The 18,151-nt window shown below is 49.3% G+C and carries 33 protein-coding genes; 2 read left to right on the forward strand and 31 right to left on the reverse strand.

Translation table 11 applies throughout. The features are described 5' to 3' along the window. The first annotated feature begins 2 nt into the window (after positions 1-2). Together rpmB and rpmG are read left to right on the forward strand one after the other, a co-directional pair. Positions 3-239, forward strand: coding sequence for a 50S ribosomal protein L28 (gene rpmB / locus CHB59_RS08505; protein WP_089375802.1), 237 nt, complete (start codon positions 3-5; stop codon positions 237-239). A gap of 10 nt (positions 240-249) precedes the next feature. Continuing rightward, a complete protein-coding gene (gene rpmG / locus CHB59_RS08510) occupies positions 250-405 on the forward strand; it encodes a 50S ribosomal protein L33 (RefSeq protein ID WP_011478679.1) in 156 nt (51 codons plus the stop codon). 121 nt (positions 406-526) lie between these two features. Here rpmG and CHB59_RS08515 read toward each other — a convergent pair whose 3' ends face one another. From CHB59_RS08515 to tuf, 31 genes are all read right to left on the reverse strand, one after another. Continuing rightward, on the reverse strand, positions 527-1,837 hold the full coding sequence (locus CHB59_RS08515; protein ID WP_089375803.1) for a mechanosensitive ion channel family protein: 1,311 nt from the start codon (positions 1,835-1,837) through the stop codon (positions 527-529). After that, positions 1,834-3,273, reverse strand: coding sequence for a magnesium transporter (mgtE, locus tag CHB59_RS08520; protein ID WP_089375804.1), 1,440 nt, complete (start codon positions 3,271-3,273; stop codon positions 1,834-1,836). The genes CHB59_RS08515 and mgtE overlap by 4 nt, the downstream gene beginning before the upstream one ends. A 274-nt stretch (positions 3,274-3,547) precedes the next feature. Further along, entirely contained in the window at positions 3,548-3,943 is a 396-nt protein-coding gene (gene rplQ, locus CHB59_RS08525) for a 50S ribosomal protein L17 (protein ID WP_089375805.1), read from the reverse strand. Between the two features lie 10 nt (positions 3,944-3,953). Further along, a complete protein-coding gene (locus tag CHB59_RS08530; RefSeq protein ID WP_089375806.1) occupies positions 3,954-4,940 on the reverse strand; it encodes a DNA-directed RNA polymerase subunit alpha in 987 nt (328 codons plus the stop codon). An 87-nt stretch (positions 4,941-5,027) separates the two neighbouring features. Beyond that, positions 5,028-5,417 (reverse strand): 30S ribosomal protein S11, encoded by a 390-nt coding sequence (rpsK, locus tag CHB59_RS08535; RefSeq protein WP_011478671.1) that lies wholly within the window; start codon positions 5,415-5,417, stop codon positions 5,028-5,030. Between the two features lie 13 nt (positions 5,418-5,430). Then, the gene (gene rpsM / locus CHB59_RS08540; RefSeq protein ID WP_089375807.1) at positions 5,431-5,793 is read right to left on the reverse strand and encodes a 30S ribosomal protein S13; all 363 of its coding nucleotides are present in this window, start codon (positions 5,791-5,793) and stop codon (positions 5,431-5,433) included. 121 nt (positions 5,794-5,914) lie between these two features. After that, a complete protein-coding gene (gene rpmJ / locus CHB59_RS08545; RefSeq protein ID WP_011478669.1) occupies positions 5,915-6,028 on the reverse strand; it encodes a 50S ribosomal protein L36 in 114 nt (37 codons plus the stop codon). 22 nt (positions 6,029-6,050) lie between these two features. Beyond that, entirely contained in the window at positions 6,051-6,269 is a 219-nt protein-coding gene (gene infA, locus CHB59_RS08550; protein ID WP_011478668.1) for a translation initiation factor IF-1, read from the reverse strand. A 9-nt stretch (positions 6,270-6,278) separates the two neighbouring features. After that, complete coding sequence (gene secY / locus CHB59_RS08555; RefSeq protein ID WP_245835100.1) at positions 6,279-7,565, reverse strand: preprotein translocase subunit SecY; 1,287 nt, start codon at positions 7,563-7,565, stop codon at positions 6,279-6,281. Positions 7,566-7,608: 43 nt separating this feature from the next. Continuing rightward, complete coding sequence (rplO, locus tag CHB59_RS08560; RefSeq protein WP_089375809.1) at positions 7,609-8,043, reverse strand: 50S ribosomal protein L15; 435 nt, start codon at positions 8,041-8,043, stop codon at positions 7,609-7,611. Next, complete coding sequence (gene rpmD / locus CHB59_RS08565; protein WP_089375848.1) at positions 8,043-8,240, reverse strand: 50S ribosomal protein L30; 198 nt, start codon at positions 8,238-8,240, stop codon at positions 8,043-8,045. Before rpmD ends, rplO begins: the two co-directional genes overlap by 1 nt. A gap of 2 nt (positions 8,241-8,242) precedes the next feature. Continuing rightward, positions 8,243-8,752: a 30S ribosomal protein S5 gene (gene rpsE, locus CHB59_RS08570; RefSeq protein WP_089375849.1), complete on the reverse strand. Its 510-nt coding sequence runs from the start codon at positions 8,750-8,752 to the stop codon at positions 8,243-8,245. A 15-nt stretch (positions 8,753-8,767) separates the two neighbouring features. Further along, positions 8,768-9,121 carry a 50S ribosomal protein L18 gene (gene rplR, locus CHB59_RS08575; RefSeq protein WP_089375810.1) on the reverse strand — a complete coding sequence of 118 codons (354 nt, stop codon included), beginning with the start codon at positions 9,119-9,121 and terminating at the stop codon, positions 8,768-8,770. A gap of 9 nt (positions 9,122-9,130) precedes the next feature. Beyond that, the gene (gene rplF, locus CHB59_RS08580; protein ID WP_089375811.1) at positions 9,131-9,664 is read right to left on the reverse strand and encodes a 50S ribosomal protein L6; all 534 of its coding nucleotides are present in this window, start codon (positions 9,662-9,664) and stop codon (positions 9,131-9,133) included. A gap of 10 nt (positions 9,665-9,674) precedes the next feature. Beyond that, entirely contained in the window at positions 9,675-10,070 is a 396-nt protein-coding gene (gene rpsH / locus CHB59_RS08585) for a 30S ribosomal protein S8 (protein ID WP_089375812.1), read from the reverse strand. A gap of 14 nt (positions 10,071-10,084) precedes the next feature. Beyond that, positions 10,085-10,390, reverse strand: coding sequence for a 30S ribosomal protein S14 (gene rpsN, locus CHB59_RS08590; protein WP_089375813.1), 306 nt, complete (start codon positions 10,388-10,390; stop codon positions 10,085-10,087). 2 nt (positions 10,391-10,392) lie between these two features. Then, on the reverse strand, positions 10,393-10,932 hold the full coding sequence (rplE, locus tag CHB59_RS08595) for a 50S ribosomal protein L5 (RefSeq protein WP_089375814.1): 540 nt from the start codon (positions 10,930-10,932) through the stop codon (positions 10,393-10,395). A gap of 9 nt (positions 10,933-10,941) precedes the next feature. After that, positions 10,942-11,259 carry a 50S ribosomal protein L24 gene (gene rplX / locus CHB59_RS08600; protein ID WP_089375815.1) on the reverse strand — a complete coding sequence of 106 codons (318 nt, stop codon included), beginning with the start codon at positions 11,257-11,259 and terminating at the stop codon, positions 10,942-10,944. Between the two features lie 11 nt (positions 11,260-11,270). Next, positions 11,271-11,639, reverse strand: a complete 369-nt coding sequence (rplN, locus tag CHB59_RS08605; protein ID WP_089375816.1) for a 50S ribosomal protein L14 — start codon at positions 11,637-11,639, stop codon at positions 11,271-11,273. Between the two features lie 163 nt (positions 11,640-11,802). Further along, a complete protein-coding gene (rpsQ, locus tag CHB59_RS08610; RefSeq protein ID WP_025872351.1) occupies positions 11,803-12,075 on the reverse strand; it encodes a 30S ribosomal protein S17 in 273 nt (90 codons plus the stop codon). Positions 12,076-12,086: 11 nt separating this feature from the next. After that, a complete protein-coding gene (gene rpmC / locus CHB59_RS08615; RefSeq protein WP_011478655.1) occupies positions 12,087-12,296 on the reverse strand; it encodes a 50S ribosomal protein L29 in 210 nt (69 codons plus the stop codon). Positions 12,297-12,298: 2 nt separating this feature from the next. Then, on the reverse strand, positions 12,299-12,715 hold the full coding sequence (gene rplP / locus CHB59_RS08620; protein ID WP_089375817.1) for a 50S ribosomal protein L16: 417 nt from the start codon (positions 12,713-12,715) through the stop codon (positions 12,299-12,301). Further along, positions 12,699-13,409 (reverse strand): 30S ribosomal protein S3, encoded by a 711-nt coding sequence (rpsC, locus tag CHB59_RS08625; RefSeq protein WP_089375818.1) that lies wholly within the window; start codon positions 13,407-13,409, stop codon positions 12,699-12,701. The genes rplP and rpsC overlap by 17 nt, the downstream gene beginning before the upstream one ends. A gap of 10 nt (positions 13,410-13,419) precedes the next feature. Then, positions 13,420-13,749, reverse strand: a complete 330-nt coding sequence (rplV, locus tag CHB59_RS08630; RefSeq protein WP_025872347.1) for a 50S ribosomal protein L22 — start codon at positions 13,747-13,749, stop codon at positions 13,420-13,422. Positions 13,750-13,758: 9 nt separating this feature from the next. Next, positions 13,759-14,034, reverse strand: coding sequence for a 30S ribosomal protein S19 (gene rpsS, locus CHB59_RS08635; protein WP_089375819.1), 276 nt, complete (start codon positions 14,032-14,034; stop codon positions 13,759-13,761). Between the two features lie 5 nt (positions 14,035-14,039). Beyond that, positions 14,040-14,873, reverse strand: a complete 834-nt coding sequence (rplB, locus tag CHB59_RS08640; RefSeq protein WP_089375820.1) for a 50S ribosomal protein L2 — start codon at positions 14,871-14,873, stop codon at positions 14,040-14,042. An 8-nt stretch (positions 14,874-14,881) separates the two neighbouring features. Then, positions 14,882-15,190: a 50S ribosomal protein L23 gene (gene rplW, locus CHB59_RS08645; protein ID WP_089375821.1), complete on the reverse strand. Its 309-nt coding sequence runs from the start codon at positions 15,188-15,190 to the stop codon at positions 14,882-14,884. Beyond that, positions 15,187-15,813, reverse strand: a complete 627-nt coding sequence (rplD, locus tag CHB59_RS08650) for a 50S ribosomal protein L4 (protein ID WP_089375822.1) — start codon at positions 15,811-15,813, stop codon at positions 15,187-15,189. Before rplD ends, rplW begins: the two co-directional genes overlap by 4 nt. After that, positions 15,813-16,457 (reverse strand): 50S ribosomal protein L3, encoded by a 645-nt coding sequence (rplC, locus tag CHB59_RS08655; RefSeq protein ID WP_089375823.1) that lies wholly within the window; start codon positions 16,455-16,457, stop codon positions 15,813-15,815. The genes rplD and rplC overlap by 1 nt, the downstream gene beginning before the upstream one ends. A 98-nt stretch (positions 16,458-16,555) precedes the next feature. Next, entirely contained in the window at positions 16,556-16,864 is a 309-nt protein-coding gene (gene rpsJ, locus CHB59_RS08660) for a 30S ribosomal protein S10 (RefSeq protein ID WP_011478646.1), read from the reverse strand. 81 nt (positions 16,865-16,945) lie between these two features. Then, complete coding sequence (tuf, locus tag CHB59_RS08665) at positions 16,946-18,136, reverse strand: elongation factor Tu (RefSeq protein WP_089375150.1); 1,191 nt, start codon at positions 18,134-18,136, stop codon at positions 16,946-16,948. Between the last annotated feature and the right edge of the window lie 15 nt (positions 18,137-18,151).

The following is an 18,151-nucleotide window of genomic DNA, read 5'->3' on the forward strand; positions in this document are numbered from 1 at the left end:
CCATGGCACGCGTATGTCAGGTAACCGGCAAAAAGCCGATGGTTGGGAATAATGTTTCCCACGCAAATAACAAGACCAAGCGTCGTTTTCTTCCTAACCTGCAAAACCGCAAGTTCTGGGTTGAGAGCGAGAACCGCTGGGTTAGCCTACGTATCACCAATGCTGCTTTGCGCACTATCGACAAGAATGGTATCGATGCTGTTCTGGCTGATCTGCGCGCCAACGGCGAAAAGATCTAAGGACTAAATCATGCGTGAAAAAATCAAACTGGAATCCAGCGCAGGTACTGGTCACTTCTACACCACGACCAAGAACAAGCGCACCATGCCAGAAAAAATGGAGATCAAGAAATTTGATCCCGTTGCTCGTAAGCATGTCCTGTACAAGGAAACCAAGCTGAAGTAATTTCAGTGCACAAACGAAAAGCCCGCAATTGCGGGCTTTTTTATTAGTTGTTAGCAGTACATCATCGGCATCTGCTTATTTGAAGTGCGCCTACCGGACTACCGGCGGCGCACTCTTTTGATTATTGTTTGCCTGCAGCAATTCCTGTTGTTACCTGCTTCGGCTCCAGGCTCACTCCTGAGTCCAGGATGCGGATTTCACGTTGGGGATAAGGGATGGATATCCCACGTCGCTGGAACTCATCCCACAGCGCCAGGTAAACAGTGGAAGGAATATCTCCCGCACCATTCTCCGGATCGGGCACCCATACAGTCAAATTAAGGTCGATACCACTCTCGCCAAAACCCACCAATTTGGCATCAGGCCCTGGATCCTTCATCACACGTGGATGACGCCCAGCAACTTCCACCATCAATGCAAGTGCAGCTCTGAGGTCGGTTTCATAACCCACCTGGATTGGTAATGCGATCTTGACTCGCCTCCGCGTCGCCGTGTGGTTGATCACAGCACTGGTAATCAAGGTTTCATTCGGGATAATCACATCCGTGCCATCCAACTGACGCAACACCATATATCTTGAACGCAGCTCCTGGACGCTGCCGTAATACGAGCCAATAGTGACAAAATCCCCCAGACTCATGGATTCATCGAGCAGAATGATAAAGCCACTAACATAATTGCTGGCGATCTTCTGCAAGCCAAAACCCAAGCCCACACCCAGCGCACCACCGAATACAGATAGCAGGGTGATGTCCAGGCCGACTGCAGACAATGCAATCAGTACGGCAATAAACACAAAAGCAATGCGGATCACTTTATTGATGACCACACGCATGTTGAGATTGATATGGGTTGCCTGCATCAGCCTGTTTTCAAGCAGACGGCTCAGCCACAGCGCAATGAATACCGTTACCAGCACGGTCAGCAGGCCCTGGATCACCAGCAATAGGCTGACCGGGCTCTTGCCGATGGTGAAGCGCACGCTGTCCAGTGTTTCCAGGATATCCGGCAATACTCCCGTCACATGCAACACCAGAATCAACCAGACCGTGGTCGAGAATATATTTTCTGTGGTCCTGAGCCAGCCACTTGGGGAAAATATATAACGCAGCACGTACACAGCCAACCGTATCACTGCCATGGCAATCAGGAGGCGCGATGCCAGTTCCAGCAGGCTGACGCTATACCAGCGACTGAGCACTAACCCTCCTATTGATATCATGACCAGCGAGGAAATAGGGAACAGGATTCTTGTGATCCCATCAATCGCAGCCTGGGGCGCATTACTGGCATTCAGGCGGCCACGCTGGTAACTATTGATTGACCAGGCAATGACCAAGCTCGCGATGATGATCCCTATCTGCCAGAGTACAGCCGATGATGAAAAGTCCGTAACCAGTTCCTGCCAGGCGGCATAAAGAGTATTGTTCATAGCAAAAAGATTGTTGCAAGTCCAAGAAAGATAAAGAAACCACCACTATCGGTAACAGCAGTGATCAACACACTGGAGCCAACCGCCGGATCACGATTGAAACGCGTGGACATCACGGTCGGGATCATAACGCCCATCACTGCAGCCAACAAAAGATTCAAGGTCATTGCCGCCGTCATCACCATACCGAGCGCCACATTGTCGTAAAGAAAATACGCAATGACACCCAACACACTTCCCCAGACCAGGCCATTCAGTAAACCTACCCCGGTTTCCTTGATCAGCAGGGATTTGGTATTGTGGCCAGAAATCTGCCCCAGAGCCAGGCCACGCACAATCATCGTTGTGGTCTGATTCCCAGAATTGCCCCCTATCCCGGCCACAATAGGCATCAAAGCGGCCAGCGCAACGACTTTCTCGATCGACCCTTCAAACAGACCAATGACGCGGGAAGCCACAAATGCGGTGACCAGGTTGATGGCCAGCCAGGTCCAGCGGTTCTGTACTGACTTCCATACTGAGGCAAAAATATCCTCTTCTTCACGCAAACCAGCCATGGAGAGCATATCACTCTCGGCTTCTTCCCGGATGTAGTCCATCACCGTATCCACGGTCAAACGCCCAACCAGGCGATTATTTTCATCCACCACCGGGGCAGTCACCAGATCATAACGCTCGAACGCCTTGGCAGCTTCGTCAGCGGTATCCTCAGGGTGGAATACTACGGCATCATCTGCCATGACATCCGTCACCTCTGAATCCAGGTCATTCACCACCAGTCGCTTGAGCGGCAGCACGCCACGCAATACATCATGGCGATCCACGACGAATAATTTGTCAGTATGATCAGGCAGGCTGCCAATCCGTCGCAGATAACGCAGCGCAACGTCCAGTGCAATATCCTCACGAATCGTGACAATATCAAAATCCATCAACGCACCAACCGCATCATCAGGATAAGACAGAGCAGACTGCAGACGTTCGCGGTTGCGACTGTCCAGGCTTTCCAGCAGCTCTTGCAATACATCCTTCGGCAAATCAGGCGCCAGGTCAGCAAGCTCGTCAGTGTCAAGCTGTTCAGCAGCAGCCAACAACTCATCACTATCCATGTCCGCAATCAGCGTTTGACGGACAGCATCCGACACCTCCAGCAGGATTTCGCCATCACGTTCAGCCTTGACCAGATCCCACACGTCCAGACGCTGCTCTAACGGCAAAGCTTCAAGGATATATGCCACATCTGCTGGGTGCAGGCTATCCAGCCTCTTCTGCAGCTCCGCCAGATTCTGTTTATGGACCAGTGTCTGCACCAGTTCTTGTTTTGGCATATCCTGCTTATGCACCAGATCTTCAACCAGGCGGTGCTTGTTCAGCAGTGTAATAACCTGCTGCAGGCTTTCCTGCAAACTTTCTTTTGATTCCTGAATATCTGCCATACGCGCTTGAGATCCATGCCAATATGTTGAAATAAATGCCAGACAGGCATTGATAGCAGCAAGAAAATTATATATCCAGCAGTACGCTAACCCACCAAATATGCAACCAATTCTTTAAATTCTTCACTTAACTCAGGAAGATAATGCGTTATAAACCCCGAAAATGACTAGCGTAAGTCAATCTTATCCCGGAATATCTATTTAACAGAAATGTTAATGACAATAAAAAAGCCGGTTCATAACCGGCTTTTTACATTTAATGCATCAATCTGACTTACTCTGCAACGGCAACTTCACCATCGACAGCAAGTTCAGGACGATCCACCAGTTCAACCAGTGCCATTGGCGCATTGTCACCTACACGGAAACCACACTTCAGGATACGCAGGTAACCACCATTGCGTGTCTGATAGCGAGGGCCCAGTTCGCTGAACAATTTACCTACAACATCACGATCACGCAGGCGATTGAAAGCCAGACGGCGGTTAGCCAGTGTCGCTTCCTTACCCAAGGTAATCAATGGCTCAGCCACACGGCGCAGTTCCTTAGCCTTTGGCAGAGTTGTCTTGATAACTTCATGACGTAACAAAGAGTTAGCCATATTACGCAGCATAGCCTGACGATGGCTGCTGGTGCGGTTTAATTTACGATTGCTGTTGCGATGACGCATAGTGATTTCCTCACACCTTTTCCAGGCCCGCTGGTGGCCAATTTTCCAGTTTCATGCCTAATGTCAGGCCCTTAGAGGCCAGTACATCCTTAATCTCATTCAAAGATTTACGGCCCAGATTTGGTGCTTTCAACAGCTCATTTTCAGTACGCTGAATCAGGTCACCAATGTAATAAATATTTTCTGCCTTCAGACAGTTTGCTGAACGCACAGTCAACTCAAGATCATCGACAGGACGCAACAGAATCGGGTCTACCTGTGGTGCATGCTTCACTTCCACTTCTGAAGGTGCACCCTCCAGATCAGCGAACACCGATAACTGGCCCATCAAGATGCGCGCTGCATCACGAATCGCCTGTTCAGGTTCAACCACGCCGTTGGTTTCCACATCCATGATCAGCTTATCCAGATCAGTACGTTGCTCCACACGGGCACTCTCAACTTGGTAGCTCACCTTGCTGATCGGGCTGAAAGAAGCATCCACCTGGATAAAACCAAGTACACGGTCTTCATCTTCACTCTTCTGACGTTGCGGCACTGGCTGATAGCCACGTCCCATCTCGACCTTGACTTCAAGATTGAGCTTGCCACCCTTGGTCAGATGAGCAATGACGTGATCAGGATTCGCAATTTCTGCGTCATGACCAGTCTCGAAATCACCAGCAGTCACAACACCTTCAACCGTCTTGTTCAGAACGAGAGTAGTCTCACTCTTGCTATTCAGCTTAAGTGCCACTCCCTTGAGGTTCAGCAGGATATCCACCACGTCTTCCTGCACGCCATCAAGCGTAGAGTACTCATGCACCACTCCATCAATCTTGACTTCGGTAATTGCAAAGCCAGGAATGGAAGACAGCAGTACACGACGCAGGGCATTACCCAGCGTGTAGCCAAATCCGCGTTCCATCGGTTCGAGAGTTACTCGTGCTCGCACGGGTGAAATCACTTCAACGTCAACAACACGTGGCTTCAAATATTCAGTCGGACTGTTTTGCATAGCTATCCTTACGGTCCTCGATTTCTTTAAATAAATCAACCACGACAACCCAGTCATCGTGGCTGAACCTCGTCATTCAGTAATACTTTAGATACGACGCTTCTTAGGTGGACGGCAGCCGTTGTGCGGTACAGGAGTCACATCAGAAATACTGGTGATCTTGAAACCCACTGCATTCAATGCACGTACTGCGGACTCACGTCCAGGACCTGGTCCCTTGATGCGGACTTCAAGATTCTTGACGCCACATTCCTGAGCCGCCTTACCAGCAGCTTCAGCTGCAACCTGAGCAGCAAAGGGAGTACTCTTCCGAGAGCCCTTGAAACCAGCACCACCAGAAGTTGCCCATGACAAGGCATTGCCTTGGCGGTCAGTAATCGTAATGATGGTGTTATTGAAAGAAGCATGCACGTGAGCGATGCCCTCGGCAATATTCTTTTTGACTTTCTTGCGTACGCGTACGTTAGCTTTAGCCATTATTTGCTATTCCTTACTTGGATGCCTTGATAGGCTTGATTGGACCCTTGCGAGTGCGCGCATTGGTCTTGGTACGTTGACCACGAACTGGCAGACCGCGGCGATGACGAATACCACGATAGCAACCCAAGTCCATCAAACGCTTGATGTTCATGGTTACCTCGCGGCGCAGATCACCTTCCACCTGCAGCTTACCGACTTCGTCACGCAGCTTCTCAACTTCAGCGTCATTCAGATCTTTGATCTTCGCTGTCGTGGATACACCTGCAGCCAGACAAATTTGTTTTGCCGTAGTACGGCCCACACCGTAAATCGAAGTCAATGCGATTTCAGTATGTTTATGATTTGGGATGTTTACCCCTGCTATACGAGCCATGTAGCTACTCCAAAATAATGGCGCATCGTTTTCAAATCGCCAAAAAAGCCCAAAATTTTAACAGCTTGACTGGATTTTAACAAATAGATTAAAACCAGCCCCACTTAAACCACGTACCAAATTAACCTTGGCGTTGCTTATGACGTGGGTCAGTACAAATAACACGCACGACACCACGGCGGCGAACCACCTTGCAATTACGGCACAATGTCTTCACTGATGCACGAACTCTCATCTCTCACCTCTTCGCTAAAATCTTACTTGGCGCGGAAAATAATCCGCGCACGCGATAAATCATAAGGGGTCATTTCCACAGTGACTTTGTCACCGGGCAGGATGCGAATATAGTGCATGCGCATCTTGCCTGAAATATAGCCAAGTACAACATGACCATTTTCCAGCTTGACCCTGAAGGTAGCATTTGGAAGGTTCTCAAGAACCTCCCCCTGCATCTCGATACGATCTTCCTTTGCCATACCTACAAATTAACGCGGCAAACCCGCACTACCCTTAAAGTTGGCCTTTTTCAACAGGCCTTCATATTGATGAGACATCAAGTGTGACTGTACTTGCGCCATGAAATCCATGGTAACAACTACAATAATCAACAATGAAGTACCGCCAAAATAGAATGGAACATTAAATTTCAAAATCAGGAACTCGGGTAGCAAACATACAGCAGTGATATAAAGCGCACCAGCCAGGGTCAAGCGACCCATAATGCGATCAATATATCGTGCCGTCTGTTCACCAGGACGAATGCCAGGAACAAATGCACCACTCTTCTTTAAGTTGTCCGCTGTTTCTTTCGGATTGAATACCAATGCCGTATAGAAGAAACAGAAGAAGATAATCGCTGTAGCAAAGAAAATAATGTACAACGGTTGGCCTGGAGACAAGGTTGAACCAATATCCTTCAGCCAGGACATACTTTCATGACTACCGAACCATCCTGCCATGGTTGCCGGAAACAAGATGATACTTGAAGCAAAAATAGGAGGAATCACACCTGCCATGTTCAGCTTCAGAGGTAAATGACTTGTTTGCCCGCCAAACACCTTGCGACCCACTTGTCGTTTTGCATAGTTCACCGTAATTTTACGCTGACCACGCTCAACAAACACGACAAACGCAGTGACAAGAATCGCCGCCACAAACAGGAACAACACCAATGGAATGGAGAACGCACCAGTACGTGCCAACTCCAGAGTGCCTCCAATCGCATGCGGCAGGCCAGCAACAATCCCGGCAAAGATAATGATAGATATACCGTTACCAATACCACGCTCAGTAATCTGTTCACCCAACCACATCAGGAACATGGTGCCACCGACCAGCGTAATCACAGTGGTAAAACGGAACATCAGTCCTGGATCCAACACCAATCCAGCTTGACCCTCAAGGGCAATTGCAATCCCCAGGGCCTGGAAGGTTGCCAGAAATACAGTTCCATACCGAGTGTACTTGGTAATCGTACGACGTCCACTTTCGCCTTCTTTCTTCAGCTGTTCCATACGCGGTGAAACCACGGTCAGGAGCTGCATGATGATGGAAGCCGAAATATACGGCATGATACCCAAGGCAAAAATGGTAAAACGTTCCAAGGCACCGCCAGAGAACATATTAAACATACCAAGAATGCCACCACTCTGTGACTCAAACAGGCGGGCGAGCACATCCGGATCAATACCAGGAACCGGAATATGCGCACCAAGGCGGAAAACGATCAAGGCGCCCAGTACGAAGAACAAGCGGTTTTTTAATTCGCTCATTTTTCCTACTGCGCCAAAAATACTATCGTTAGCCACGAATCAATTACTCTACAATCTTGCCGCCAGCTGCTTCAACCGCAGCGCGTGCACCCTTGCTCAGGAGCAGGCCTTGTACGGTTACTGCACGCGTTACATCGCCAGACAGGTAAACCTTGACCGAGCGAGCAGTAGCAGAGATCAGGTTGGCTTGCTTCAACACCAGCAAATCAACCACGTCCGCTTCCACGCGACCCAAATCACTAGTACGCACATGGGCAGTATCTGCTTTTGTCAAAGACTTGAAGCCACGTTTAGGCAAACGACGTTGCAAAGGCATTTGACCGCCTTCGAAACCAACCTTGTGGAAACCACCAGTACGAGACTTCTGACCCTTGTGACCACGACCAGCGGTCTTGCCAAGGCCAGAACCAATACCACGGCCAACACGGCGTTTGGCGTGCTTCGCGCCTTCAGCAGGCTTGATAGTGTTCAGTTTCATTATGCTTCTACCTTTAACAGATAGTTCACCGCATTGATCATGCCACGATTTGCTGGAGTGTCTTGCACTTCAACAGTCTGATTCAAGCGACGCAGGCCGAGACCTGCCACGCATGCGCGGTGAGACTGGATTCTACCGATAGTGCTCTTGACCAAGGTAATCTTGATCAAGTCATTTGCTTTTTTTGCGTTAGCCATCATTAACCTCTGATTTCTTCTACGCTCTTGCCACGCTTAGCTGCGACTTCGGCTGGAGTATTCATGGATTGCAAACCATTCAGAGTCGCACGCACCACATTGTATGGATTGGTAGAACCAATACATTTCGCCAATACGTTGGTCACACCCATGACTTCGAAGATGGCGCGCATTGCACCACCGGCAATAATACCGGTACCTTCAGAAGCTGGCTGGATAAATACCTTGGCAGCGCCATGGACACCAGTAACAGCGTGATAGAGGGTGCCATTATTCAGGCTTACCTTGATCATGCCACGACGAGCTTCATCCATCGCTTTTTGTACGGCAACTGGCACTTCACGCGCCTTGCCTTTACCCATACCTACACCACCATCACCGTCGCCTACTACTGACAGTGCGGCAAAACTCATGATCCGGCCACCCTTCACCACTTTGGTGACGCGGTTGACGCCGATCATTTTCTCGCGCAAACCATCGGTTTGCTGCTGTTCAATTTCAACTTTTGCCATCATCAACCTCAGTCTTTAGAAGGACAGGCCGTTTTCACGCGCGGCATCAGCCAGCGCCTTGATACGACCATGGTACTTGTAGCCGGAACGATCAAATGCAACGGTAGTAACACCTGCAGCCTTTGCCTTTTCCGCAATACGCTTACCGACTATCACAGCGGCAGCAACATTACCGCCGCTCTGGATATCTTTACGCACTTCAACCTCAAGTGTAGAAGCACTCGCAAGAACCTTGTCACCTGTAGCATCGATAATCTGAGCATAGATGTGGCAATTGCTACGATGCACGCTTAAGCGGACAACGTTCAACTCGGCGATCTTGGCACGAGTTTTACGTGCGCGACGCAGACGTGAATTCACATTATTCATGGCTAAACCTTACTTCTTCTTGGTTTCTTTGATAATCACCACTTCATCGGAATAACGTACACCCTTACCCTTGTAAGGTTCTGGAGCACGATATGCACGAATCTGCGCGGCAACCTGACCCACCACTTGCTTGTCGGTACCAGTCAAGACAATCTCCGTAGGAGATGGTGTCTGCACAGTAACGCCTTCAGGCATCGGGTGATTCACTGGATGGGAGAAACCCAGGTCCAGATTCAAGTTACTCCCTTGAGCCTGCGCCTTGTAACCCACTCCAATCAAAGTGAGCTTGCGGGTAAAACCCTGAGAAACGCCAGTTACCATATTGGATACTAACGCGCGCACAGTGCCAGACATAGCACGGGCGTGTTGTGTATCACGGGCAACAGCGAATGTAATATTGTCACCATCACGCTCAATCGCAACATCGCCAGTCAGTGGCAAGTTCAGCTTACCTAACGGACCGCTTACTGCAATATTGCTGGCATTTAATACCACTTCAACCTTGGCTGGGATAGCGACTGGATTCTTAGCTACACGAGACATTATTTTCCCCTTAAGCCACTACGCACAGCACTTCGCCACCGATACCGGCGTCACGTGCTTTACGATCAGTCATTACACCTTTGGATGTGGAAACAATTGTCACACCCAAACCATTCATTACTACTGGAATTTCCTGATTGCCACGATAGATACGAAGGCCAGGGCGGCTCACACGCTCAATCTTTTCAATAACAGGACGTCCAGCGTAGTACTTGAGACTGATATTCAACTGTGGCTTACCTTCAACATCTTGCACAGCAAAATCGTCAATATACCCTTCATCCTTCAGCACAATTGCGATAGCACGCTTGAGCTTGGATGATGGCATGGAAACAGAAGCCTTATTAGTGCTTTGCGCATTGCGGATGCGGGTCAGCATATCGGCAATCGGATCACTCATACTCATACTAAATTCCTCCGTTACCAGCTAGCTTTAGTGACACCTGGCACTTCGCCACGCATCATCAGCTCGCGCAATTTACCGCGCGCAATACCAAACTTACTAAACACACCACGTGGGCGACCAGTCAGTGCGCAACGATTACGCAAACGAACTGGGCTTGAATTACGTGGCAAACTTTGCAGCTTGTTTCGAGCAGCACGACGGTCTTCAATTGATGCATTCACATCATTCGCTACCGCTTCCAGCTCTGCACGCTTGGCTGCGTATTTTTTAACTGTGTCGCGACGCTTTTGCTCGCGTTCGATCATGCAGGTTTTTGCCATGATTAGTTCCTAAATGGGAAGCTGAATGCGGAGAGGAGCGCACGCGCCTCTTCATCAGTCTTTGCAGTTGTAGTGATGGTGATATTCATCCCGCGCAACGCATCAATCTTGTCGTATTCAACTTCCGGGAAAATAATCTGCTCACGCACACCCAGATTGTAGTTACCACGACCATCAAATGACTTGGGAGAGATACCACGGAAGTCACGAATACGAGGAATTGCCACAGTGATCAAGCGATCCAGGAATTCATACATATGCTCACGACGCAGGGTCACTTTGCAACCAACCGGATAACCATCACGAATCTTGAAGCCAGCGATAGATTTCTTTGCCTTGGTGACGACCGCCTTCTGACCGGTAACTTTTTCCATGTCAGCGACTGCGTTTTCCATCACCTTCTTATCAGCAACAGCCTCACCGACACCCATATTCACGGTGATTTTTTCGATACGAGGCACTTCCATCACGGATTTATAGCCAAACTGTTCTACCAGTTGCTTAACCACAGTGTCTTTATAAAAATCTTTTAAACGAGCCATGATCTACCCTTATGCGTCCACAACTTCACCACTGGACTTGAATACGCGCACTTTGCGACCATCGTCCAATGTTTTGAAGCCAACGCGATCACCCTTCTGGGTGGCACGGTTAAATAAAGCAACATTAGAGATGTCAACAGGCATCTCCTTACTGATGATGCCGCCAGCCACACCACGCATCGGGTTCGGCTTAGCATGCTTCTTCACAATGTTGATACCCTCGACCAGAACCTGGCCAGACTCAAGCACGCGCAACACAGTACCACGCCTGCCCTTATCCTTACCTGTATTCAGGATGACTTCATCACCCTTGCGAATCTTACTCATCCAGCAACTCCTTATAGAACTTCGGGTGCCAGAGAAACGATCTTCATGAAACGTTCGCCACGCAGCTCACGTGTCACTGGCCCAAAAATACGGGTACCAATCGGTTCCAGCTTATTATTTAACAATACGGCAGCGTTGCTATCGAACTTAACCAAGGATCCGTCCGGACGACGAACACCCTTAGCAGTGCGAACTACCACAGCGCTATAAACATCGCCTTTCTTGACGCGACCACGCGGTGCGGCATCCTTGACGCTGACCTTGATGATGTCACCAACACCAGCATAACGACGCTTAGAGCCGCCCAACACCTTGATGCACATTACAGAGCGCGCACCAGTGTTATCGGCAACATCCAGCCTAGACTGCATTTGAATCATGAGAATAATCTCCAACTTAATCCGTTAAACCAACACCAGCCGCTTGTCAAAAACGGCTGACAGCACTACGGTCAGTATTGGGGCGCCAGCTTGTTCGGGCGCCAAAAGGTCGTACATTATATAATACCCTTCCAAATAATTACAAGTGGAAGAGTATTATTTTTTACACAATACGTGCTTTTTCTACAATCTTGCTAACACGCCAGGTCTTGGTCTTGGAAAGCGGACGGCTTTCTTCGATCACAACCAGGTCGCCTTCTTTGCACTCATTGTTTTCGTCGTGTGCATGAAACTTGTTGGAACGACGCACCACCTTGCCGATCAAAGGATGTTTCACCTTACGCTCGACCAGTACAGTAACAGTCTTGTCCATCTTGTCGCTTACTACACGGCCACTCAAAGTGCGAACCAGTTTTTCTGTTTGATTTTCGCTCATAATGACTCCGCTTAAGCTTGACTTGCATTAGCCGCTTTGGCTTTTTCAGCAAGCACAGAGCGAACGCGAGCAATATCACGGCGCACTTTGCCTACCTGATCAACTTTGTTCAACTGTTGAGTTGCAAGTTGCATGCGCAGAGAGAACTGCGCACGGCGCAATTCAATCAGCTCATTATTCAGCTCTTCAACAGTCTTGTTTCTCAACTCGGATGCTTTCATGACTAGCTCCCAATATGACGCGTAATGAAGGTAGTTTCGATTGGCAGCTTGGCAGCAGCCAGACGGAACGCTTCACGCGCCAGTTCTTCACTGACGCCGTCCATTTCGTACAACATCTTTCCAGGCTGGATCTGAGCAATGTAGTACTCAGTACTACCCTTACCATTACCCATACGCACTTCAGCTGGCTTCTTGGAAATCGGCTGATCTGGGAAGATGCGGATCCATACTCGGCCACCACGCTTGATATGACGGGTCATCACACGACGAGCCGCTTCAATTTGACGTGCAGTCAGACGACCACGACCAATTGCCTTCAGACCGAACTCGCCAAAGCTTACCTTGTTACCGGTAGTTGCGATGCCCTTGTTACGGCCTTTTTGCATCTTACGGAATTTCTGTCTAGCTGGTTGCAGCATTTTTTGCCCCCGACTTTCTTACTTTCTTTTCTGGCTCAGCGGGTTGAGCAGTTTGTTCGAGCTTGTTACCGAACACTTCGCCCTTGAATACCCATACCTTGATACCGATGATACCGTAGGTAGTTTTCGCTTCTGCCACACCGTAATCGATATCTGCACGCAATGTATGCAAAGGCACACGGCCTTCACGATACCACTCGGTACGTGCGATTTCGATACCATTCAAACGACCCGAACTCATGATCTTGATACCTTGAGCACCTAGACGCATCGCGTTTTGCATCGCACGCTTCATTGCACGACGGAACATCACGCGCTTCTCAAGCTGTTGAGCAATACTCTCAGCAATCAGTGTCGCATCAATTTCAGGCTTGCGGACTTCTTCGATGTTCAAGTGAACAGGAACACCCATCAAGCCTTGCAGGCCAGAGCGCAAAGATTCGATATCTTCGCCTTTCTTGCCAATCACAATGCCAGGACGTGCGCTGTAAATAGTGATCTTGGCATTCTTTGCAGGACGCTCAATCACAATCTTACTTACAGCAGCGTGAGAAAGTTTCTTTTTCAGGAACTCACGCACTTTCACATCGCTATTCAGCATCGCAGGGAAATTACTGCTATTGGAATACCAACGAGAAGACCAGTTCTTCTGGACGCTCAGACGGAAACCAAACGGATGAATTTTCTGACCCATAACGATTCCTTTAGTTACCAACTGTCACAGTAATGTGACAAGTCGGTTTGATAATCCGCCCAGCGCGACCCTTGGCACGAGCGCGAATACGCTTCAACACCAAACCCTTGTCGACATAGATTGAAGTCACCTTCAACTCGTCAATATCTGCGCCTTCATTGTGCTCTGCGTTAGCAATTGCAGACTCAACTACCTTCTTGATAATTTCAGCACCTTTTTTAGGTGTAAAAGCCAAGATATTGAGTGCATTGTCAACTTTCTTGCCGCGGATCAAGTCAGCAACCAAGCGAGCCTTTTGTGGGGACAGATGAACACCTCTTAATATTGCAGATACTTCCATCGTCATCTCCTACCTCTTGGCCTTCTTGTCGGCAGCATGACCCTTAAACGTACGGGTCAGCGCAAATTCGCCGAGCTTGTGACCTACCATGTTTTCAGAAATCAACACCGGTACATGCTGCCTACCGTTGTGAACCGCAATGGTCAAACCGATGAAATCAGGCAAGATAGTAGAACGACGAGACCAGGTCTTAACTGGTTTCCTGTCGCGATTAGCAGCAGCAGTTTCTACCTTCTTCGCCAGATGGCCATCAACAAATGGCCCTTTTTTAATTGAACGTGCCATATTGATTACCTCTTATTCGCAGGACGACGGCTAACACGCATGTTGTCAGTACGCTTATTACTACGCGTACGATAACCCTTGGTCGGCAGACCCCATGGACTGACTGGATTCATACCAGCAGCGGTCTTACCTTCACCACCACCGTGCGGGTGATCGACCGGGTTCATGACCACACCACGAACGGTAGGACGAACACCGCGCCAACGCATCGCACCAGCTTTACCGATAGAGCGCAGTGAATGCTCTTCATTGCCAACTTCGCCGATCGTTGCCTTGCAATCAACATGCACACGGCGAACTTCACCGGAACGCAGGCGCAACTGAGCATAACTACCTTCGCGAGCCAGCAGCTGAACTGAAGTACCCGCAGAACGTGCAATCTGCGCACCCTTGCCAGGTTGCAATTCCACGCAGTGGATCGTACTACCGACAGGAATGTTGCGCAGCGGCAAAGCGTTACCTGCACGGATAGGTGCATCAGAACCGCTGATCAATTGAGCACCTGCGCTTACGCCACGAGGAGCAATGATGTAACGACGCTCACCATCCGTATAGCAAAGCAACGCCAGATGCGCGCTACGGTTTGGATCGTATTCCAAGCGTTCGACCTTGGCGACGATTCCGTCCTTATTGCGACGGAAATCAACCAGACGGTAATGTTGCTTGTGGCCACCACCTTGGTGACGTGTTGTAATGCGGCCGTTGTTATTACGACCAGCATTCTTACTCTGCTTCTCCAGCAGGGGCGCATAGGGCTTACCCTTGTGCAGCTCAGGTGTTACCACCTTGACTACGGCGCGCCGGCCTGGGGAAGTAGGCTTGACTTTAATCAGTGCCATGATTTCTCCTATTCGCCCGCTGCGAAGTTAATTTCTTGACCTGGCTTCAGGCTCACATACGCCTTTTTCCAGTCCTTGCGGCGACCGGATGTACGGCCAGCACGCTTTACCTTGCCACCAACATTAACAACAGTGACAGCATCCACTTCCACCTTGAATACCAATTCAACGGCCGCCTTGATTTCTGGCTTGGTTGCATCAGTACGTACACGGAAAGCGATCTGCTGGTTCTTGTCAGCAATGCGAGTTGCTTTTTCTGTAATTTGCGGTGCAAGAATGACTTGCAGCAAACGCTCTTGGGTAGTCAACGCGCTCATGCCAGCATCTCCTCAAGTTTCTGAACCGCACCCTTGGTTGCCAGCACGTTAGGGAAACGTACCAAACTAACAGGATCAACATATTGAGCTTCGATCACGAGGACGTTTGGCAAGTTGCGGGCAGACAAGTAAAGATTTTCATCAAAACTATCAACCAACAACAACAAACCATCGGTGTAACCAAAGTTCTTGATCTTCTCTACCAATTGCTTGGTTTTAGGACTATCAACCACAAACTCCTCAACAGCGCTCAAACGTTCCTGACGAACCAGCTCAGACAGAATCGCACGAACACCAGCACGATAAGATTTACGGTTGATCTTGTGGCTGAAATTCTCATCAGGACTATTTGGGAAGGCACGACCACCTCCACGCCAAATCGGGCTTGAGCTCATACCGGAACGAGCACGACCTGTACCCTTTTGATTCCATGGCTTATGAGTGGTGTGGCTAACATTACCACGACCCAATTGTGCGCGAGTAGCAGTACGCGCATTAGCCTGGTAAGCCACCACAACCTGGTGCACCAGCGCCTCATTGAATTCACGACCAAATGTCGCTTCAGAAACAGTCAAACCAGCCTTAGCTGCCTTGCCATTCTTATCGATTAATTTAATTTCCATTATGCTTTCACCTTCACACTAGGGCGCACGACAACATCGCCGCCTTTAGAGCCAGGAACCGCACCCTTGATCAACAACAGGTTGCGCTCAGCATCCACGCGCACAATCTCCAGATTTTGCACAGTGGTTTTTGCCGCACCCAGATGACCAGGCATGCGCTTGCCAGGGAAGACGCGACCAGGATCTTGTGCCATACCAATAGAACCGGGCACATTATGTGATCTGGAGTTACCGTGAGAAGCACGATTGGAAGCAAAATTGTGTCTCTTGATGGCGCCAGCAAAACCCTTACCCAAAGAGGTACCAGTCACATCAACCAACTGACCCGCCTGGAAAAGTTCCACTGTAATTTGGCCGCCAACAGCATAGTTAGCCAACACATCATCAGAAACAGAAAATTCTTTGATACCAGAACCTGCGGCAACACCGGCCTTGGCATAATGCCCTGCCAATGCCTTGCCAACACGGCTGGCACGACGTTCACCGTAAGCAACTTGAAGGCCAGTATAGCCGTCGCTTGCAGCAGTCTTGATCTGTGTCACACGGTTAGGGATGACTTCCAGCACTGTTACCGGAACGCTTTCGCCTTCATCGGTAAAAATGCGGGTCATGCCCACCTTGCGACCAATAAGCCCTAAGCTCATGATCGTTTCCTTATAATAATTAAAGAGGTCGATTGCAATTGACCGACCCGGTTACGCGAAAGGGTCGGATTATATCCGACCCAATTCAAAAGCACAAGTTACAGCTTGATTTCCACATCAACGCCAGCTGGCAGATCCAGCTTCATCAATGCATCAACAGTCTTGTCAGTTGGGTCAACAATATCCATCAATCGCTGATGAGTACGAATTTCGAACTGATCGCGGGATGTCTTGTTAACGTGTGGGGAACGCAGAATATCAAAGCGCTCAATACGAGTTGGCAAAGGCACAGGTCCTTTTACCACTGCACCAGTACGCTTAGCCGTTTCGACAATCTCAAGCGCAGACTGATCGATCAAACGATAATCAAATGCCTTGAGACGGATACGGATTTTTTGAGCTGCCATGTTATTTCCTTAAAGAGCGATATTTTCAAAGAGCGAAAAGCCGCAAACATCGAATGTTTGCGGCTTACTTAAGAGTATTAATTACTCAATAACTTTAGCGACGACACCGGCACCAACGGTACGGCCACCTTCACGAATCGCGAAGCGCAGACCTTCTTCCATCGCGATTGGTGCAATCAGTGCTACGCTGATGGAGACGTTGTCACCAGGCATTACCATTTCGGTACCAGCAGGCAGTTCAACTGCGCCAGTTACGTCGGTAGTACGGAAGTAGAATTGTGGACGGTATCCGTTGAAGAATGGGGTATGACGACCACCTTCATCTTTACCCAATACGTAGATCTCAGCTGTGAACTTGGTATGGGGCTTGATGGAACCTGTCTTGGACAGCACTTGACCACGTTCAACTTCTTCACGCTTGGTACCACGCAGCAATACGCCTACGTTGTCGCCTGCTTGACCTTGATCGAGCAGTTTGCGGAACATTTCAACACCAGTACAGGTGGTCTTGAGGGTTGGCTTGAGGCCAACGATTTCAATTTCGTCACCTACTTTGACGATGCCGCGTTCTACACGACCGGTCACAACGGTACCACGACCAGAGATGGAGAATACGTCTTCAACTGGCATCAGGAAGGCACCATCCACTGCACGCTCTGGTGTTGGGATGTAGCTGTCCAGGGCTTCTGCCAGACGGAAGATAGCTGGTTCGCCAATTTCGGATTGGTCGCCTTCAAGGGCCAGTTTAGCGGAGCCTTTGACGATTGGGGTGTCATCACCTGGGAATTCGTATTTGGACAACAACTCACGAACTTCCATTTCAACGAGTTCGAGCAGTTCTGCGTCGTCCACCATGTCAGCCTTGTTCAGGAAGACAACAATGTAAGGTACGCCAACTTGACGAGCCAGCAGGATGTGTTCACGAGTCTGAGGCATTGGGCCGTCAGCTGCGGAACATACCAGGATGGCGCCGTCCATTTGGGCTGCACCGGTAATCATGTTCTTGACATAGTCGGCGTGGCCTGGACAGTCAACGTGTGCGTAGTGACGTGTTTCGGTTTCGTATTCTACGTGGGAGGTATTGATGGTAATACCACGTGCCTTTTCTTCTGGCGCATTGTCAATCTGGGAGTAGTCTCTCGCTTCTCCACCAAATTTCTTGGTCAGTACTGTGGTGATCGCCGCTGTCAGGGTGGTCTTGCCATGGTCAACGTGACCAATCGTTCCCACGTTTACGTGCGGTTTCGTCCGCTCAAATTTACCTTTTGCCATTTCTGTTTCCTTTAA

The sequence above is a fragment of the Methylobacillus rhizosphaerae genome, assembly GCF_900187985.1.
Taxonomy (GTDB): Bacteria; Pseudomonadota; Gammaproteobacteria; order Burkholderiales; family Methylophilaceae; genus Methylobacillus; species Methylobacillus rhizosphaerae.

Excerpts from the sequence above, each read along its gene's own strand:
- rpmB (WP_089375802.1), top strand. The coding sequence starts at position 3 with ATGGCACGCGTATGTCAGGTAACCGGCAAAAAGCCGATGGTTGGGAAT.
- rpmG (WP_011478679.1), top strand. The coding sequence starts at position 250 with ATGCGTGAAAAAATCAAACTGGAATCCAGCGCAGGTACTGGTCACTTC.
- CHB59_RS08515 (WP_089375803.1), bottom strand. The coding sequence starts at position 1,837 with ATGAACAATACTCTTTATGCCGCCTGGCAGGAACTGGTTACGGACTTT.
- mgtE (WP_089375804.1), bottom strand. The coding sequence starts at position 3,273 with ATGGCAGATATTCAGGAATCAAAAGAAAGTTTGCAGGAAAGCCTGCAG.
- rplQ (WP_089375805.1), bottom strand. The coding sequence starts at position 3,943 with ATGCGTCATCGCAACAGCAATCGTAAATTAAACCGCACCAGCAGCCAT.
- CHB59_RS08530 (WP_089375806.1), bottom strand. The coding sequence starts at position 4,940 with ATGCAAAACAGTCCGACTGAATATTTGAAGCCACGTGTTGTTGACGTT.
- rpsK (WP_011478671.1), bottom strand. The coding sequence starts at position 5,417 with ATGGCTAAAGCTAACGTACGCGTACGCAAGAAAGTCAAAAAGAATATT.
- rpsM (WP_089375807.1), bottom strand. The coding sequence starts at position 5,793 with ATGGCTCGTATAGCAGGGGTAAACATCCCAAATCATAAACATACTGAA.
- rpmJ (WP_011478669.1), bottom strand. The coding sequence starts at position 6,028 with ATGAGAGTTCGTGCATCAGTGAAGACATTGTGCCGTAATTGCAAGGTG.
- infA (WP_011478668.1), bottom strand. The coding sequence starts at position 6,269 with ATGGCAAAGGAAGATCGTATCGAGATGCAGGGGGAGGTTCTTGAGAAC.
- secY (WP_245835100.1), bottom strand. The coding sequence starts at position 7,565 with ATGAGCGAATTAAAAAACCGCTTGTTCTTCGTACTGGGCGCCTTGATC.
- rplO (WP_089375809.1), bottom strand. The coding sequence starts at position 8,043 with ATGAAACTGAACACTATCAAGCCTGCTGAAGGCGCGAAGCACGCCAAA.
- rpmD (WP_089375848.1), bottom strand. The coding sequence starts at position 8,240 with ATGGCTAACGCAAAAAAAGCAAATGACTTGATCAAGATTACCTTGGTC.
- rpsE (WP_089375849.1), bottom strand. The coding sequence starts at position 8,752 with ATGGCAAAAGTTGAAATTGAACAGCAGCAAACCGATGGTTTGCGCGAG.
- rplR (WP_089375810.1), bottom strand. The coding sequence starts at position 9,121 with ATGAATAATGTGAATTCACGTCTGCGTCGCGCACGTAAAACTCGTGCC.
- rplF (WP_089375811.1), bottom strand. The coding sequence starts at position 9,664 with ATGTCTCGTGTAGCTAAGAATCCAGTCGCTATCCCAGCCAAGGTTGAA.
- rpsH (WP_089375812.1), bottom strand. The coding sequence starts at position 10,070 with ATGAGTATGAGTGATCCGATTGCCGATATGCTGACCCGCATCCGCAAT.
- rpsN (WP_089375813.1), bottom strand. The coding sequence starts at position 10,390 with ATGGCAAAAACCTGCATGATCGAACGCGAGCAAAAGCGTCGCGACACA.
- rplE (WP_089375814.1), bottom strand. The coding sequence starts at position 10,932 with ATGGCTCGTTTAAAAGATTTTTATAAAGACACTGTGGTTAAGCAACTG.
- rplX (WP_089375815.1), bottom strand. The coding sequence starts at position 11,259 with ATGAGTAAGATTCGCAAGGGTGATGAAGTCATCCTGAATACAGGTAAG.
- rplN (WP_089375816.1), bottom strand. The coding sequence starts at position 11,639 with ATGATTCAAATGCAGTCTAGGCTGGATGTTGCCGATAACACTGGTGCG.
- rpsQ (WP_025872351.1), bottom strand. The coding sequence starts at position 12,075 with ATGAGCGAAAATCAAACAGAAAAACTGGTTCGCACTTTGAGTGGCCGT.
- rpmC (WP_011478655.1), bottom strand. The coding sequence starts at position 12,296 with ATGAAAGCATCCGAGTTGAGAAACAAGACTGTTGAAGAGCTGAATAAT.
- rplP (WP_089375817.1), bottom strand. The coding sequence starts at position 12,715 with ATGCTGCAACCAGCTAGACAGAAATTCCGTAAGATGCAAAAAGGCCGT.
- rpsC (WP_089375818.1), bottom strand. The coding sequence starts at position 13,409 with ATGGGTCAGAAAATTCATCCGTTTGGTTTCCGTCTGAGCGTCCAGAAG.
- rplV (WP_025872347.1), bottom strand. The coding sequence starts at position 13,749 with ATGGAAGTATCTGCAATATTAAGAGGTGTTCATCTGTCCCCACAAAAG.
- rpsS (WP_089375819.1), bottom strand. The coding sequence starts at position 14,034 with ATGGCACGTTCAATTAAAAAAGGGCCATTTGTTGATGGCCATCTGGCG.
- rplB (WP_089375820.1), bottom strand. The coding sequence starts at position 14,873 with ATGGCACTGATTAAAGTCAAGCCTACTTCCCCAGGCCGGCGCGCCGTA.
- rplW (WP_089375821.1), bottom strand. The coding sequence starts at position 15,190 with ATGAGCGCGTTGACTACCCAAGAGCGTTTGCTGCAAGTCATTCTTGCA.
- rplD (WP_089375822.1), bottom strand. The coding sequence starts at position 15,813 with ATGGAAATTAAATTAATCGATAAGAATGGCAAGGCAGCTAAGGCTGGT.
- rplC (WP_089375823.1), bottom strand. The coding sequence starts at position 16,457 with ATGAGCTTAGGGCTTATTGGTCGCAAGGTGGGCATGACCCGCATTTTT.
- rpsJ (WP_011478646.1), bottom strand. The coding sequence starts at position 16,864 with ATGGCAGCTCAAAAAATCCGTATCCGTCTCAAGGCATTTGATTATCGT.
- tuf (WP_089375150.1), bottom strand. The coding sequence starts at position 18,136 with ATGGCAAAAGGTAAATTTGAGCGGACGAAACCGCACGTAAACGTGGGA.